General features: G+C 37.0%; 15 protein-coding genes. 8 read left to right on the top strand and 7 right to left on the bottom strand.

Annotated elements, in window-relative coordinates:
• Window positions 1-2: 2 nt before the first annotated feature.
• Window positions 3-1,712 carry an ADP-ribosylglycohydrolase family protein gene (locus tag HMPREF3142_RS28235; RefSeq protein WP_077270049.1) on the top strand — a complete coding sequence of 570 codons (1,710 nt, stop codon included), beginning with the start codon at window positions 3-5 and terminating at the stop codon, window positions 1,710-1,712.
• A gap of 659 nt (window positions 1,713-2,371) precedes the next feature.
• On the opposite strand, the gene HMPREF3142_RS18520 is transcribed toward HMPREF3142_RS28235, so the two are convergent.
• Both HMPREF3142_RS18520 and HMPREF3142_RS18525 read right to left on the bottom strand, forming a co-directional pair.
• Window positions 2,372-2,683 carry a conjugal transfer protein TraD gene (locus tag HMPREF3142_RS18520; RefSeq protein ID WP_048264286.1) on the bottom strand — a complete coding sequence of 104 codons (312 nt, stop codon included), beginning with the start codon at window positions 2,681-2,683 and terminating at the stop codon, window positions 2,372-2,374.
• A gap of 209 nt (window positions 2,684-2,892) precedes the next feature.
• Window positions 2,893-3,762, bottom strand: a complete 870-nt coding sequence (locus HMPREF3142_RS18525; RefSeq protein ID WP_070612289.1) for a hypothetical protein — start codon at window positions 3,760-3,762, stop codon at window positions 2,893-2,895.
• 846 nt (window positions 3,763-4,608) lie between these two features.
• On the opposite strand from HMPREF3142_RS18525, the gene mobQ reads away from it, so the two are divergent.
• Together mobQ and HMPREF3142_RS29095 are read left to right on the top strand one after the other, a co-directional pair.
• Window positions 4,609-6,117 (top strand): MobQ family relaxase, encoded by a 1,509-nt coding sequence (mobQ, locus tag HMPREF3142_RS18530; RefSeq protein ID WP_070612290.1) that lies wholly within the window; start codon window positions 4,609-4,611, stop codon window positions 6,115-6,117.
• A 229-nt stretch (window positions 6,118-6,346) separates the two neighbouring features.
• On the top strand, window positions 6,347-6,877 hold the full coding sequence (locus HMPREF3142_RS29095) for a hypothetical protein (RefSeq protein ID WP_000106676.1): 531 nt from the start codon (window positions 6,347-6,349) through the stop codon (window positions 6,875-6,877).
• Window positions 6,878-7,196: 319 nt separating this feature from the next.
• On the opposite strand, the gene HMPREF3142_RS18535 is transcribed toward HMPREF3142_RS29095, so the two are convergent.
• The 4 genes from HMPREF3142_RS18535 to HMPREF3142_RS18550 form a co-directional block, all read right to left on the bottom strand.
• Complete coding sequence (locus tag HMPREF3142_RS18535; RefSeq protein ID WP_001244671.1) at window positions 7,197-7,457, bottom strand: hypothetical protein; 261 nt, start codon at window positions 7,455-7,457, stop codon at window positions 7,197-7,199.
• 171 nt (window positions 7,458-7,628) lie between these two features.
• Window positions 7,629-8,279, bottom strand: a complete 651-nt coding sequence (locus tag HMPREF3142_RS18540; RefSeq protein WP_001084938.1) for a hypothetical protein — start codon at window positions 8,277-8,279, stop codon at window positions 7,629-7,631.
• Window positions 8,280-8,295: 16 nt separating this feature from the next.
• Window positions 8,296-8,850, bottom strand: a complete 555-nt coding sequence (locus tag HMPREF3142_RS18545; RefSeq protein WP_000033071.1) for a hypothetical protein — start codon at window positions 8,848-8,850, stop codon at window positions 8,296-8,298.
• A 14-nt stretch (window positions 8,851-8,864) separates the two neighbouring features.
• Window positions 8,865-9,443, bottom strand: coding sequence for a hypothetical protein (locus HMPREF3142_RS18550; protein WP_070612291.1), 579 nt, complete (start codon window positions 9,441-9,443; stop codon window positions 8,865-8,867).
• 341 nt (window positions 9,444-9,784) lie between these two features.
• Here HMPREF3142_RS18550 and HMPREF3142_RS18555 point away from each other — a divergent pair, with 341 nt between their 5' ends.
• From HMPREF3142_RS18555 to HMPREF3142_RS29100, 5 genes are all read left to right on the top strand, one after another.
• Complete coding sequence (locus tag HMPREF3142_RS18555) at window positions 9,785-10,234, top strand: hypothetical protein (RefSeq protein ID WP_000429935.1); 450 nt, start codon at window positions 9,785-9,787, stop codon at window positions 10,232-10,234.
• A 125-nt stretch (window positions 10,235-10,359) separates the two neighbouring features.
• On the top strand, window positions 10,360-10,830 hold the full coding sequence (locus tag HMPREF3142_RS18560; RefSeq protein ID WP_000014600.1) for a hypothetical protein: 471 nt from the start codon (window positions 10,360-10,362) through the stop codon (window positions 10,828-10,830).
• Between the two features lie 114 nt (window positions 10,831-10,944).
• Complete coding sequence (locus HMPREF3142_RS29935) at window positions 10,945-11,223, top strand: hypothetical protein (RefSeq protein ID WP_000214010.1); 279 nt, start codon at window positions 10,945-10,947, stop codon at window positions 11,221-11,223.
• A 123-nt stretch (window positions 11,224-11,346) separates the two neighbouring features.
• Window positions 11,347-11,754 carry an H-NS family histone-like protein gene (locus tag HMPREF3142_RS18570; RefSeq protein WP_001278198.1) on the top strand — a complete coding sequence of 136 codons (408 nt, stop codon included), beginning with the start codon at window positions 11,347-11,349 and terminating at the stop codon, window positions 11,752-11,754.
• Window positions 11,755-11,766: 12 nt separating this feature from the next.
• Window positions 11,767-12,315 carry a hypothetical protein gene (locus HMPREF3142_RS29100; protein WP_014639265.1) on the top strand — a complete coding sequence of 183 codons (549 nt, stop codon included), beginning with the start codon at window positions 11,767-11,769 and terminating at the stop codon, window positions 12,313-12,315.
• Between the two features lie 258 nt (window positions 12,316-12,573).
• Here HMPREF3142_RS29100 and HMPREF3142_RS18585 read toward each other — a convergent pair whose 3' ends face one another.
• Window positions 12,574-13,824 (bottom strand): hypothetical protein, encoded by a 1,251-nt coding sequence (locus tag HMPREF3142_RS18585; protein ID WP_000069445.1) that lies wholly within the window; start codon window positions 13,822-13,824, stop codon window positions 12,574-12,576.
• Window positions 13,825-14,111: the final 287 nt, after the last annotated feature.

Below are 14,111 nucleotides of genomic sequence, written 5' to 3' on the forward strand. Positions count from 1 at the left end.
CAATGAAAAATCAAATAGTTAAAGAGATTTCAACTCTCGAAAAAAGCATTATTAATTCATCATTATGGGCTGCTGCTGGCGACGCTCTAGGTTGGATAACAGAACTATCCCATGGGGAGAATGGCGTTAAACGTCGGATTGGTTCGGCCAGAGCAATCCAGACTCAACCTTGGGAACGAGTTATAGGCGGCAAAGGCGGCGTCAAAGCTAAATTACCTGCTGGTGCATATTCTGATGATACTCAGTTGAGACTTGCAGTTTCACGTTCAATACGTGAAGGTGGTTTTTTCGATGTGGAAAGTTTCGCGAAAATAGAACTTACTATATGGCCCAGTTATGCTTTAGGTGGTGGTCTAGGAACTAAAACTGCGGCCCAAAACTTATCGAAAAGAACAGTCTCTTGGTTTTCTAACTTTTTTGAAAACGGGAAACAAAATTATTTTACAAGCGGAGGAAATGGTGCAGCAATGCGCATTCAGCCTCATGTTTGGAGTTCGTTCAATAAAGATTATCAAGATAACTATTTATTAAATACACTAAGAGATTCTTTAGTTACTCATGGTCACCCCCATGGGTTTTGCGGTGCATTTTTTCATGCATTAGCTCTTTATGATACAATTGCGAATAAAAAAATACCGTCACCAAAAGATTGGCTTTCCTATGTAGAAAAATTATCTGACATTCCATATATTATTACCAATGACTCTCAGCTTAATACATTCTGGTTATCAGCATGGGAGGAAAATAATAAAACCTCATTATCTAACTCTATTGAAAAGATAAAAATTGAACTACTGAATGACATTGATAAGATATCAAAGTTGGTCGTAACTTCAAGTAATGAGTGCTACCATGAAATTCTAGATAGGTTAGGTTGCCTGACAAGTAAATTCCGTGGCTCTGGTATTAAAACTGCACTTGCTGCTTCAGCATTGGCCTATATGTATAAAGATATAGGTATCAAAGAAGCATTAATTTGTTCAGCAAATGAGCTAGATAGTGATACAGATACCATAGCAACAATGTGTGGTGCAATGCTGGGGGCAATATGCGATACCCACCCTGATTGGGCTATACAAGATAAAGACTATATAATCACCGAAGCATTGCGCTTAATGAATATGGGAAATGGTAATGCTCAATATCAGGCATTTAATTATCCTGACATTGGCAACTGGACTCCCCCTGTTAACCAAATTGATGTCGTAGGTTTGCATAAAAATAATATAGCAATGATGGGTCTTGGTGAGTTAATACCAGTTAACAATGAAGAATTTCATGCCAATAATGCTGTATGGCAATGGTTTTCATTACCTTTTGGTCAGACTATTCTGGTCAAACGAAGAAATATAATTAAATTAGAGTTAAATCCTGAGCAACTTCCTAAAGAAATAACAAATCAGTTTAGTGATTTTGAAAAAAGGTCACAAAAGCCAACTATTTCGTCTGAAGTAAAAAACTCTAAATCACAATATACATTACCTTTAAACAATTGTGACACACATATCAGAGATAATAGAATTGATACAAGTAACGAGAAGGACCCTCTCGACCAAGCAACTGATGATGTTATTAATTCTAATTTTGATGATTTGACTTTAGGTCGATTGTTAAATTCTTGCATAGATTCAACTCAATCTATACAAATGGCTGTAAGCTTCACAGCAATTATTGCCAAAGCTAAAATTGTTCGCCAACGTAGAAAGAATTGATTTTATGTAAGTTTTCAATCTTGCAACATCTGACGGATATATAACAAAGGGCCTTTCGGCCCTTTCTTATTTCCCGCTAAGGGAACTCTCCATTGGAGAGAATACATATCCCCATACTTGGGGCAACTAAATCAGCTCATTGGGCTGTAAACCACTCCCCATATATGGGGCAATCAGACACTTCATTGAAGTGAATGTTCTCAAGGAACACTTATTAAATATAATATTAAATATTGATTGTCAAATATATTTATCTATTTAAATTAAATATTATCACAAACGCTCACCCTGCATAAATTTAATTCTCCACAACAAACAGTCCGGAGGATCAAACCAAGTTCCTGACGCCTTATCTTTGTTATACCGTATGTTATATTTCTGAATATCAGGACAAGGTATATGACAACCAGAGAGTATTTTAAAAGGCTGCTATTAGCTGACCTCCTTTCCCCGTCGCTGTTTCCTATAAAAGAGCCAGAGATAGATAATAGCATTTTTATTTCTATCCTATTCACTCTGGATCGCTCGGCTCACAGCTTATTGGGGCGCTCGGAACATCAGCATAGGATAAAACACCTACCATTTAAATAAATCACAAGGTTATATATGTCAAGATAAAGCATCAAATTATATAGAAGTTTCTCACGGCTATAGACACTTCACTTCTGCCTCCCAACCATATCCTCAAGAAACCTTTTCCCTCGTAATTTTAATTTTGCTTTATCTTCAATGCTAATATTCGATAATTGCAATATCAGTCCTAATATTAACTCTTTATCCACCTCTTCTACTTTACAGCCAACAGCTTTAGCTACTTCTGCCCCTAAAATAATCTTCAGACGTGTCTCAGCACTCTTTGATAAGGATTTTTCTTTACTTTTAAGTCTATTCAAACGCATCTGTGCTGAAGCTATTTTTTGGTTAATTGTTTTTTCTGTTCGTGGTTTTCTGCTGTTATCATCCGTATTCATAATACTTTTCCTTTTAGTTGTTAAAAACATCAAATACAATTAAAAAAGGAAAAGGTCAAACCATAGGCAGAAGGTTAAATGCTCTCCATTTCGAATTCAACTACGCAGCTATTTAGTCTATTCAATAAATCAGGTTCATCAGATCCACCTGTTATTGATTTGTCATTATGATAAAACCCCAATAAAAATACTTTCGCCCATAATGGCACCTATTTTAATTTCCAAATATGGTCATTTACCTCCGTAATGCTTGCTTTTAGTACCTGTAAACAAATTTTGGCTGTATGTTCTCTCGGATTAAATTTATGCGATAGCTGTTGGTATGGATGTATATAGTTTCTAAAATCTCTGAGAGTATGACTGAATCGATATGTATCATACTCAATCAATCCTAACTCTCTGACTGTTTCAATAAAGGAAGACAATGACCATTCATGAAATTGTTTTATTTTTCCACTATTATCTTTAGGCGATGATTTTGTTGTATTGAACGATTTTGGATATTTCGAAGCAACACCCAGCAAAAAACCTTCCAATGTGCTTCCAGCAAGAAATATCACTGACAGATACGCGCCTGCCGGATAACAATTCTCAATTTCTTTGATTCTTCCCTTCAATACATCCGCCACAAATGGATCAATCAAATCAGAAGTAAATTCAACATTATTGAACTCTCGTCTCAAAAAATCATCTTCAGAATCCTTCCGTTGATTCTCAGTATCTACAACGATCTTATCCTTTTTCTCAAAAACAATCTCAGCATTTACCCGTTTAACCGTCCATTTATCAAATGCCATATATTTATTAAATTCAGTGATCAAGGAGTCTAATCGAGGTATATCGCCAACAAAATTAATTGGAGCAAACAATTTCTTGATACAACGATCTAACTGCGGACTACCATTTATCACGTTCAACTTTTCATCGGTATACATCCACCTTGACGGAAATCCCTGTCCATATATATCTTGAAAACCAAGATCATTAAAGAACTGAACAAGCTTTGGACCGGAACGATACTCCGTATCCTCATTGATCAAAACCCTCAGTTTTTCAAGCGTTTTCTCAGATAGAATCATGTTGGCATCCTTTCTACTCTAATAACATTAATAAATACCAGTTTACATAGAAAATCAACATCATTTGTAAAGCTGAACTGCTTGAAATGGTCCGTGGCGTTGAAAGAGGCGCAGTACTTCGTGATTGTTCAAAACAATCACATTGCTAGAACAGGGTTCATCCCTGTTAATGATAGGATTCATCCCGAAAAAATGGTGTTTTGGTTTGAAAAATGAGATATCAGTAAGCTCAAAATGAAATTTTGCAACACAAACGTGTGCAATTACTAACTTAAAATACCTGATACTCTCCGCGTTACTTATTTTATCAAAACAATGAAAACAATTTTACCTGTTGTTTTTAGACACTGATTTCTGGTCTTAACCTGTGAATTGTGCAACACATAAGAGTATCTGTTATTTTCACTGTTTTATCTAAATCCTACTTTCCCGCCTTACGGCGGGAGACTAATTTAACTACTTTTGCCCTTACGGGCGCTATCTAAAACCCCAATATTCAATATTATTATTCTACCTCAACCGTTTATCCGATTCTAGCCCTGTTAATTTCACAGGCATTGAAACTAGCGTTATTATTAATAATATAGAAAAACTTAAAACATTGTCGTTATTTTTTAGCTCCTTTAGGAGATATAAAAATAAAGCAATGCCCACCTATACACTCACTTCGTGAGCGTGTGGGGTCTACCGACGGTTGCCTGCCGCAGGCTAACACCGTTTCCTTCGGAAACAAGGTCAACGTCAACACCAGAGTTTTTCTTGCGAAAAACTAAAACCAGCATAGTCGCATTGGAGATTTATATTTTGGTTTGATATTTAAATTTATATTGAGGTTCTTTTTATTGTATGGCTATTTTTCATCTTGATTTTAAAATTGTGAAACGAAGTGAGGGCAAATCTTCCGTTGCGAAAGCTGCCTATCATGCTCGTTGCAGAATCACAGATGAAAGAACAGGTGATACCTATGATTATAGTCGCCGTACTGATTTGTATGGGCATTTCATATTAGCACCTGTTAATGCTCCAGAACATATTGTTAAAGATTCTACAGCATTGTGGAATGAAGTTGAACGGGTCGAGCGTCAGCAAAATGGTCAAACAGCTCGTTATTTCGATGTTGCTATTCCTGCCGAGTTAAACAATGACGACAAGAAAAAACTTGTCCTTGAGTATTGTCAGAAAAATTTCGTTGATAAAGGCATGATTGCTGATATCGCTTTCCATGATCTCGATAGCGACAACCCACATGCTCACGTTATGTTGACGTTAAAAACCATTGGCCCGGAAGGGTTTGGTAAAAAAGAAAGAAGCTGGAATGACAGAAAAATGTCTGTGTTGTGGCGCGAATCATGGGCATCTATGGCGAACAGCTACCTTGCTGCTGCTGGTTCGTCAGAACGTATTGATCATCGTTCCCTTCAGGCCCAGCACGAAGAGGCATTAGAAAAAGCGGCGGCTACTCTGGACAATGAAGAACAAGCGCTATGGCTTGCTAAGGCCGCTGAAACAAACCGTCCTCCAATGAAACGTATCCACAGTGCTAAATGGCGTAATAAAGCAGCTCAGGAGCAAAGAGCCGCAGAACAGGCTGTTCGTGATGCTGCCAAGCAAGAGGCAGTTGAAGTCTACAAAACATTCAGGGAACTTGATCTTGAAATCGTCGTTGATGTCAGAAGCTTTACGATTACACATCTTGCTGAACCAGAAGAGATTGTATTACCAGAAACGCGCTCCGGCTCTTCTTCTCATGAAGCACAAAGTCCTGTATTGGTAGCGCCTATTCCTCATACTCATGTGCGTGGAGTTAAATCTTACCGCGATAAAGAAAAAGTGAGTAAAGTTGTCATTAATAATATATCAGAACCAAATGTTGCTGATGCTGACATAAACACTCTTTGGAAAACATCTCCATCTAAAACCAAAAATATGGCATCCAAAAGTACCGCTGAAAGTGTTAAAAGGAAACAGGCTAATCCGCGTCAGGATAATATCTTTAAACGCTTTACAACGCTTTTGATCGGTTTCTTCAAAGAGAAATTTATATGGGCTAAGAAGAAACCTGATCCTACCGAGATTGAACATGACAGGCATGTAGCAGAAAATTACGTCTTTGATGAAGTGCTGGGTGTCTATGTATCACGCGCTGACCATGAACAACGAGCCAGATTCAACGGTGATGATAAAGAGTTCTCTGGTTACAAGCCAACACCTGATGAGATTAAGCGTTTTCCAAGCCGTCTAGCTAATACAGCACAAACTGATAGAGAGCTCGACTACATGCCTTCGCTCGTGGCTGATAAGAAATCGTTAGCACCTAAATTGAAACCAAATGCTCCCTATAAAAATAGATTATAAATGATAATATAATTCCCAAAAATATATCTTTCCCCTAAAGATTGACCATATCATATACTAAATAACATCATGACTATATTCCTAAGTACTCAAAACCTTGAATTCTATCAACTAAAATGGTATATTATTTTGATTTTCAATTGCATTGTGATAAGATATTTCATACATTGATTGAGAATATTAAAGAAACGATAATGTATCTTACTTTCATCAATTAGTCGAGGTTATCATGTCAACTCCTGAGGATGCTTTCAAAAAAAAATTACTAGCTGCTCAACAAGAAAAAGATGAACTTGTTAGGAAAAATCAAATTGATGCAGAGCGTAAAAAACAAATCATTGCTGAAAAAATTAGTTTTTATCAAAAACACCAAAATGATTTCATACAACAAGTTATTGAATGGGCCAGTAGTGCAGATTTAAATATCTCATCACTTAACATTAGTTATTACGATTATGGTCATTTATTTCAAACAACAGGCATAAGCATTGAATATGATGGTAAAAAAGTACAGTTTATTCCGCAAGGAGTAGAACGTGGAACTTTTCTAGGTATCATAAAATTAGATTTTACTAACGCAAATTCATTCATTCAATACTATTTCGGTTTGTCTGCCAATAAAAATGAAGCCGAACCATATTGGACTTTTGTTCAATATGATACTCAAAACCCTAGTGCTTGGCAGGAAAACTCAAAGCGCATGTCAAAAGAGCTATTCTTTGAAATAATTGAAAGTATATTACTTCCACCAAAATCATGAATATTGAATATTAGAAAAGCACTCAAGCAGTGCTTTTCTAAATACCATACTCATTTCATTATAAATGAACCTCGATTTTAATAATTTATACCCTGCCCCCATAATCTTTAATTGCCATATTTATTAATACTGAGATTTAAGCTGTGAGATATATATTTAATATAAAACCACGATCGTGTGATAAGACGTTTTCTATATTTACTGGAAATATTAAAATCAAACTCTCCGCTTAAACATAACATTATCATTTATGCCTTGCTATTGGTAAGTATTAATTTTTTATCTATACAAGAATCTATTATTCAGATAAAGATTCATCTTATTCCGCCCTGTCATAAAAATAAAATGACCAAGCATCACAGAACCATTTAATATTTTTATCATCAGATGGATATTCATATCCTTTAAGATTCTCTTTGAGAAAAGATATTTGTGATGGCATCAGCATCCCAACAAGTATCTTTATTAGATCTTCTGAAGGATATTTATCAAACTCATCTCTGTTAATACCTGTTTTTTCTTCAATGATCACTGAAGCTTTAACTATCTCACATAAAACATCATCTTTTTTATTTCTCATTATTATCTCCTTTATTGTTTTATATTTAATACCATATAAACAATAAATGTCAAAAATATTTAAAGACAATTTAAGAACAATCAACCCTGAATGTATTTGATATGTTGTTCAATACAATAAGCCCTGTATCAAACAGGGCTATATGAATTAAAGGTTACAGATTAAAAAAACTTACCAGCTATCATTATTTCGCTTTTCAATTGCATCACGATAACGCTGTTGTTCCACAACATCCAGATTTGGATCAAATAACACACTTGATCCTTTCACAGCAATATCGGCATCAATCTCTGATTGGGGAGCATAGGCCTTATAACCATTAGGCTGTGAAGTGGCTGTGCGGATATATGTCCCATAGTGTTTCCCATTCATAGAACAACCGATGTAAGCCAACAGGCAGGCAAACAGGAAAAAGAATGTCCATACTGTATTATAGCCGTTAATCGTATATCCACTTCCATTCACATCTGAAAACACGCCATTAAACCTGACCGCATAGACAATCAGGAACGATGAAAGGATAACGGTTCTGCTTTTACCAACAGTTAAATGTTTACGCACAAATTTCACTGTTGGTAGTAGAGTGACCATAAAAAGAGCGATAGCAACACATACCAGCCATATAGGAAACAGTCCATATTTTTGTGTAATGTTCTGCGATACCGTCACCAAGGACAGCACCAAGAAGGCGTTGAGCAGAAAAAGTCTGACCGCCATCCATACCTTCACGTTCTTTTGCGTCTTACGGAGAAACAGCATCGGAGTCAGTGATGGTATGTTCATCAGCAGACCGATGATAAGCACCCAATAGATAGAGTTCATAGCGTTCTTCCTGTAATTACCGGGCTTGCCAACCGTTATTGGTTTTCACCAGAACAATTTTGGCTTCTTCTGGTTCAGACATCCCTTTCACGCCAGAGAAGGCATTTTTATCAACCCAGCCCGGCACGCCATCCAGTTTCCACGTATAGGTCACTTGCGTCATTTTAACGCCATTACCCTCACTCGGTTCAGTCCAGCTTTTAACCTCAGCTACGGCACGGTGACCAACACAGGCACCATCTTTACGATCCCAAAACTCAACCTCTTGGCCTTTGTCTGTTACTTCCAGAACATCTACGCTGCTAAAGCCGTTAGGTTGCTGCGAAACATCAAGCAGTCCCTGATTAGCCAGACCTTTCAAGATTTCATCACTGGCACTGTATCCAGCAGAACGATAGCCATGGTTGACCTTAACCGGAAAACCTTTATTGAACGTAAAGTCATTGTCCTGAAGGGAGTAGCAGACCTTAGATTTTGATATATGCTCGTTTATCGCTTTCTCAAAGTCGCCTTTTTCACCGCAGCCTGATAACAACACGGCAAGTCCTGCAATGACTAAAAATTTACTCATGGTTCTTATTCCTTTTAATGATTGATAGTGCCGTTTCTCAGAACAACCAGACGAACTGGCATATCGGCATTGTTTACTGTGGCGAAGCCACGAACTTCGAAGTTGTTGACTGTTCCAGTGACACTGACTTTCTGGCCTTTCTTGTAAGTAAGAACCGCATCATCAATACCAGAGTAGTAATCCAGCCAGACCATCCCGCCGCAGTAGCTTGTATCGGCTGTTTTAAAGAGCAGATAATAATTAGGGGCTGATTTGGGCATTCCCGTCATCATATCGCTGGCACTTCTGCCCTTCGTAACCTCAAGAACAGTGGCATTGGTGATAGAGATCCTTTTGCCAGTCCATTTCTTTTCTGCCGCCATCGCATTTTCTTCATAGTCTTTGCAGACAGCACCAAGGCCAGTAATGGACGTTGCTGGACCACTAACCTGACCGGAAGCTGCCCCCCCCAGCGCTTTATCAACGGTGCTGTTCAATGATGCCAGTGAAGAGTTAATTGCCCCATTAACGCTATTCACGCCTTCGTTGAGTTGCTGGCAGCCAGAAAGAAACACCAGAGAGATCGCCAGTGGTAAGAAGTTATGTCCTTTCATTTATTCCTCAAGGATTTAGTCAGATTCGTATACCCCAATCCCGGCGCACTGACCTATAGATCAGGAGTTATCGTCTAATCAATTGATAGAATTGAATTATTTTTAGTGTTCGTCACATCGTTTAAATCGATCGATATAAAACAAATGATAGTCTCAGACTATCATAAATAACATATCGATCGATAATATCAATTAAAAAACCGATCGATAAATCACTTTCAATCGTTAATGTCTATCAATATGAATTTATCGATCGATTTTACAGATCATTTTGCTTGAGTATGTTGGCACTGGCAGCTATGCTGGGCTGAGATAAAGCAGTAAAACAGAGAGGGATGAGCATGGAAAACAACAACGAGCGAAGCTCTATGGAAATCTTCGAAAAAGATCAAAAAATCGCTTTTGTTGACTCGTTCAGCGATGCTGCTTTGTCTTACGAATACGAACAGGCGGGCTTCACCATTAATTTAATGCAACGCTCGGTTCTTCTCTTTAACCATAATATAAAGAAAAACGTAACTGCCAAGCAGTTGCGTAAAAATAATATAAAGAATAACGTAATGTCTTCGACATTGCGTAAAAATATGAACAGCACATTTATATATTCATATAACAACATCAGGGAAATCAACTACTCGCTGCCTGATTGCAGATCCGATGATGCCGAGAACTGTATTATGATTGATGATGTATTAAATCCAGTCTGGACGTTCAGGGTTCCATCTCACGCACATTATATTTGCGAGCAATGGGTGGAAGTATTTAATAACCATATTTTCTTTGACCCATAAACAAAGTATTAAGCAAAAGGAAAATAAATATCTGACTAATGATATTAATTAATAGAATTATTTGCTTTTTAGCAAATTAATGTTTAATTATATACACATAGAATAATTGATATCGAGGTATATTTATGTCTGGGAAAAATCCTTTTTGGAATTATGATTATAATGCGGCGCAACGTAATAGAGAAATTGTAGACTCTTACCAACAGGCAAATGAGGCAAGGCTGGATTCTCAACAGGCGCAGTTTGAAGCGTCTATGGCTAATGACAGGGTTAGCAGAATACAGATGCAGTTGAATAACACAATCAATAGCCATAAGAAGGTTGTGGCTGATTATGAGCAACGTCTTGAAGAATATAAACAAAATTTCTTTCGTGTAGCTTTACATAAAAACATTCTCTTCAGAACGGTTCGCAGACTTCAGGAGGAATGGCCGGATAAAAATGAATTCATCCTTGATGAAATGCAAAGACAAAGAATTTTGTGTAATCAGCAGGACTATAGAGAAAGATGGTGGAATGCCATAAAAGATAATAATCTTGCTGACGATTATCTTGAGTTTCCATTTCCTAATAGAGAGATAAAAAACAAACCATAATAAGTAATTAACTATTCGTTCATAACATTATATTTATTTTAATAAGACACTAACCTGCTGTGTCTCCTAAAAACACGCCTATACATCAACCATCCATTTTATGGAATACTCATCATGACAACTACTTTGCATCCAAATTACGTTGTTGTATCAAAGCTAATATCTAAGTTTGACATTACACATGATAGTAGAGATGAGAATATTAATATCTTGATTTCTGTCATTTATGACTTGGATAACGGCAATACAATCGAATACTACATTAATAATCAGGAAGAGGCCGAGAAAAAATGCATTGAGAAAAACAGATTTTCAAGGAAATTTAAAAACCGCATTGATAATATATCACCTGAAGAAATCCGCTCGGCTAAAGATAATCACAAACCCAAATAATAAATTTGAACTCAGGATGGAACTAATGTCTATACCGTATAATGTATTGATTTTGTGCACAGGAACGATTAAAACTATGATGTTATTGCTTGTATTCTTTACCACAAACATTAGGGAAATCGCATGTCTGATGCTTTAAAGATCATCAACAATATTCGTACTCTCCGTGCTCAGGCTCGTGAACTGACACTCGAAACCTTGGAAGAGATGTTAGAAAAACTCACTATCGTTGTAGAAGAACGTCGTGAAGAAGAGGCCTCATTTCTAAAACAGCAGGAAGAGAAACAGGCCAAGCTGGAAGCATTCCGTCAGAAGTTGTTGGAAGATGGCATAGACCCGGCAGAGTTGCTTTCAACTGTTAGCCCATCTTCTTCCAAGACAGGAGCGAAACGCGCCCCACGTCCAGCTAAGTATAAATATGTTGATACCGATGGTTCGGAAAAGACGTGGACAGGTCAGGGCCGAACTCCTCGTGCTATCGCTGCTGCGCTCGAAGCCGGTAAGACACTGGAAGATTTCGAGATCAAGTAATCTTCATACCATATGTCTACCAAATCCGCTCATTTTTCTTGGGCGGGTTTGTTGAACCAACCTACAGGGATTAACATGCCAATAAAAGAGTTCTTAATTATGAAATCAAAAGCCTTTATTAACTTCATGCGCACTGAACTAAAAAACACATTTACAACTTCTCCTTGCGAAAATAAATTAAGAAAGGCTATTTTTATTTTTTCTTTATTAAATGCCTTAAATATCATAGGTTATTACATCCTCACATATAGTATGCAAATCCTGTTCCTGTTGCCTATTATTTGGGGAGGGTTATTAGCACACGGGACTTACAAACGCTATGGAGATTTGCTTAGATCTGGTTCTGATTGTGCTCTTTTTCTGGTGGCTACTATTACATCAGCATATCTCGTCATTAACACAGCAAGTGATGATGTCGATTTTTTTGAAAAGCATATGATAAATGGATTAGGTTTTTTGATTACATATGTTTTTGCTGTAGCTGCATCCGTTCGTTTTTATATCAGTGCAATAGATTTATATAATAGCTTTATTTCTTTTAAAAAATCAAAAGAAAAATGAAATCACTCATCCTTAGAGTCCATATCTGCCCTGAGGATGATATACCAAAATACATGTATAAAGATAAACAATAAATTAAATGCATAAACCTTTTGATTCATTGCCATTAAGTTCACAAAAACACTCACAATAAGAAATAAATAGTTCTTTTTTCTATGTTCTTTTAGATACCTGATGAATAACATAATAACCTCCATATTGAAAATATGGAAATTATTTAACATCTATCATTAATAAGTCAAGGCAGTCTACAGGAATTTATTCACTTGCCTGAGTCGCTCTTGTCGCATTTGTTTTTAAATTATTCAGCATTTGCTTATCAACCGGTTGCAGTTGTTGTCCTAACAGAGCCGCAAGCAAAATATTTGTGTCTTCTGTTCTTTCGATTTGAAGCATTTGTAATCTTAAATCAAGTGCCTGCATTCTTGCCTGCTCATGCGCAGTTTCTTTTTCATCAGCACTACTGATTTTTACCTGCCAAGCGTCAGCACCTGTTGTATCTGCATAGCGTGAATAGATCTCATATCTTAACATTTCCCACTCTGAAGGATTATCCGGGAATGTTGTGCCGGGAAATAAGGTCGCATACTTGTTTTTTACGGAAGCATCTGACCAAGCAAGGTTTGCTCCCTGCGTAGAGCCTAATGTGGATCCTATTTTGGCCCCTCTGGAGTTCACTGATATATTACTTGCTTTTTTCATTGCCAGTACGGAATCAATGGCGTTTGTTCCAGCAGTGCTTCTGGAGACAAAGCTCGAAAAGGCCGATAAATATTCTCGACCTTCATTTGTGTCTTCTAATCCTTTGTTCTTCAATGGTTCAACGGGCAAGTTCCCTATAAGATTTCTTTTTGCCGCTTCAGCAACTTCAATCTGCTCAACAGAATAGGACTGATTCGAAACCTTATTAGACAATGCATCGGATTTAGATAATGGTGGTGTAATCAGGCTTGATGCCGACTTATCTTTATCAGGATACTGACCTATAGTATTGCACCCACCTCTGTTATATTTCACATCATCTTCGGAGCAAACATTTATTGATACTCTGCCCATGATGTTTTTCTTGGCCTCATTTATTCTGGTATTTGCTTGTGTAAACATCTTAACGCTGTTTTCAGATAAAGCCTCTTTAGCTGAGCTTGTATTCGATCCTGCTGCACCACGACCACCTGCGCTCGTGACTTCTTCACAGGCGTTGGCATCAGGTATTCTGTTTAAGATATTTTTCATGCGCTGTTCTTGGATTGCCTGACTGGCATTACTGACAACCGCATTCTTCTGATTCTCACTGGCTGTTATGGTTGCTTGTGCCAGCTTGTCGTTCATTGAGACTAATGTTTCAATTATTCCATTGCCCATAGATTGGGGTGAAGCCCCCATAAGATACGGTGTCAAAACCTCTTCTGTGACGGGCCAGACAGCGAAAGCTGTATTTGTATATAATACAGAAAAACACAAAGCTGAAACCACTGTTATTCTCTTTACTTTAAATTTATTATTACTCATCACAACACTCCTGTTAACTTATTACCTTCTTTATTATTTAACCAATTAAATATGAACTGTCAATTTTAACAAAAATATTCATCTGGCATCCAACTTTAAAATTATTATAAAAGAAGCGTATAAATCCAACGAAGTAGATTCCATGAACTAGCGTGGTGCTTTTATAGCTTTATCGATGAAGATAGATAGCATGAAATAACTTTACTTTTACGGGAGCATAAAACTTTATAAAAGTAATGTTTCCATTCAAAAAAGCCGTAGCAATATTTTATTTTAGATGCAGCCAT

It is taken from the genome of Klebsiella sp. HMSC16C06, assembly GCF_001808325.1.
GTDB classification, from domain to species: domain Bacteria; phylum Pseudomonadota; class Gammaproteobacteria; order Enterobacterales; family Enterobacteriaceae; genus Klebsiella; species Klebsiella variicola.

Coding starts and splice junctions, on each gene's coding strand:
- HMPREF3142_RS28235 (WP_077270049.1), top strand. CDS start 3: ATGAAAAATCAAATAGTTAAAGAGATTTCAACTCTCGAAAAAAGCATT.
- HMPREF3142_RS18520 (WP_048264286.1), bottom strand. CDS start 2,683: ATGAATACGGATGATAACAGCAGAAAACCACGAACAGAAAAAACAATT.
- HMPREF3142_RS18525 (WP_070612289.1), bottom strand. CDS start 3,762: ATGATTCTATCTGAGAAAACGCTTGAAAAACTGAGGGTTTTGATCAAT.
- mobQ (WP_070612290.1), top strand. CDS start 4,609: ATGGCTATTTTTCATCTTGATTTTAAAATTGTGAAACGAAGTGAGGGC.
- HMPREF3142_RS29095 (WP_000106676.1), top strand. CDS start 6,347: ATGTCAACTCCTGAGGATGCTTTCAAAAAAAAATTACTAGCTGCTCAA.
- HMPREF3142_RS18535 (WP_001244671.1), bottom strand. CDS start 7,457: ATGAGAAATAAAAAAGATGATGTTTTATGTGAGATAGTTAAAGCTTCA.
- HMPREF3142_RS18540 (WP_001084938.1), bottom strand. CDS start 8,279: ATGAACTCTATCTATTGGGTGCTTATCATCGGTCTGCTGATGAACATA.
- HMPREF3142_RS18545 (WP_000033071.1), bottom strand. CDS start 8,850: ATGAGTAAATTTTTAGTCATTGCAGGACTTGCCGTGTTGTTATCAGGC.
- HMPREF3142_RS18550 (WP_070612291.1), bottom strand. CDS start 9,443: ATGAAAGGACATAACTTCTTACCACTGGCGATCTCTCTGGTGTTTCTT.
- HMPREF3142_RS18555 (WP_000429935.1), top strand. CDS start 9,785: ATGGAAAACAACAACGAGCGAAGCTCTATGGAAATCTTCGAAAAAGAT.
- HMPREF3142_RS18560 (WP_000014600.1), top strand. CDS start 10,360: ATGTCTGGGAAAAATCCTTTTTGGAATTATGATTATAATGCGGCGCAA.
- HMPREF3142_RS29935 (WP_000214010.1), top strand. CDS start 10,945: ATGACAACTACTTTGCATCCAAATTACGTTGTTGTATCAAAGCTAATA.
- HMPREF3142_RS18570 (WP_001278198.1), top strand. CDS start 11,347: ATGTCTGATGCTTTAAAGATCATCAACAATATTCGTACTCTCCGTGCT.
- HMPREF3142_RS29100 (WP_014639265.1), top strand. CDS start 11,767: ATGTCTACCAAATCCGCTCATTTTTCTTGGGCGGGTTTGTTGAACCAA.
- HMPREF3142_RS18585 (WP_000069445.1), bottom strand. CDS start 13,824: ATGAGTAATAATAAATTTAAAGTAAAGAGAATAACAGTGGTTTCAGCT.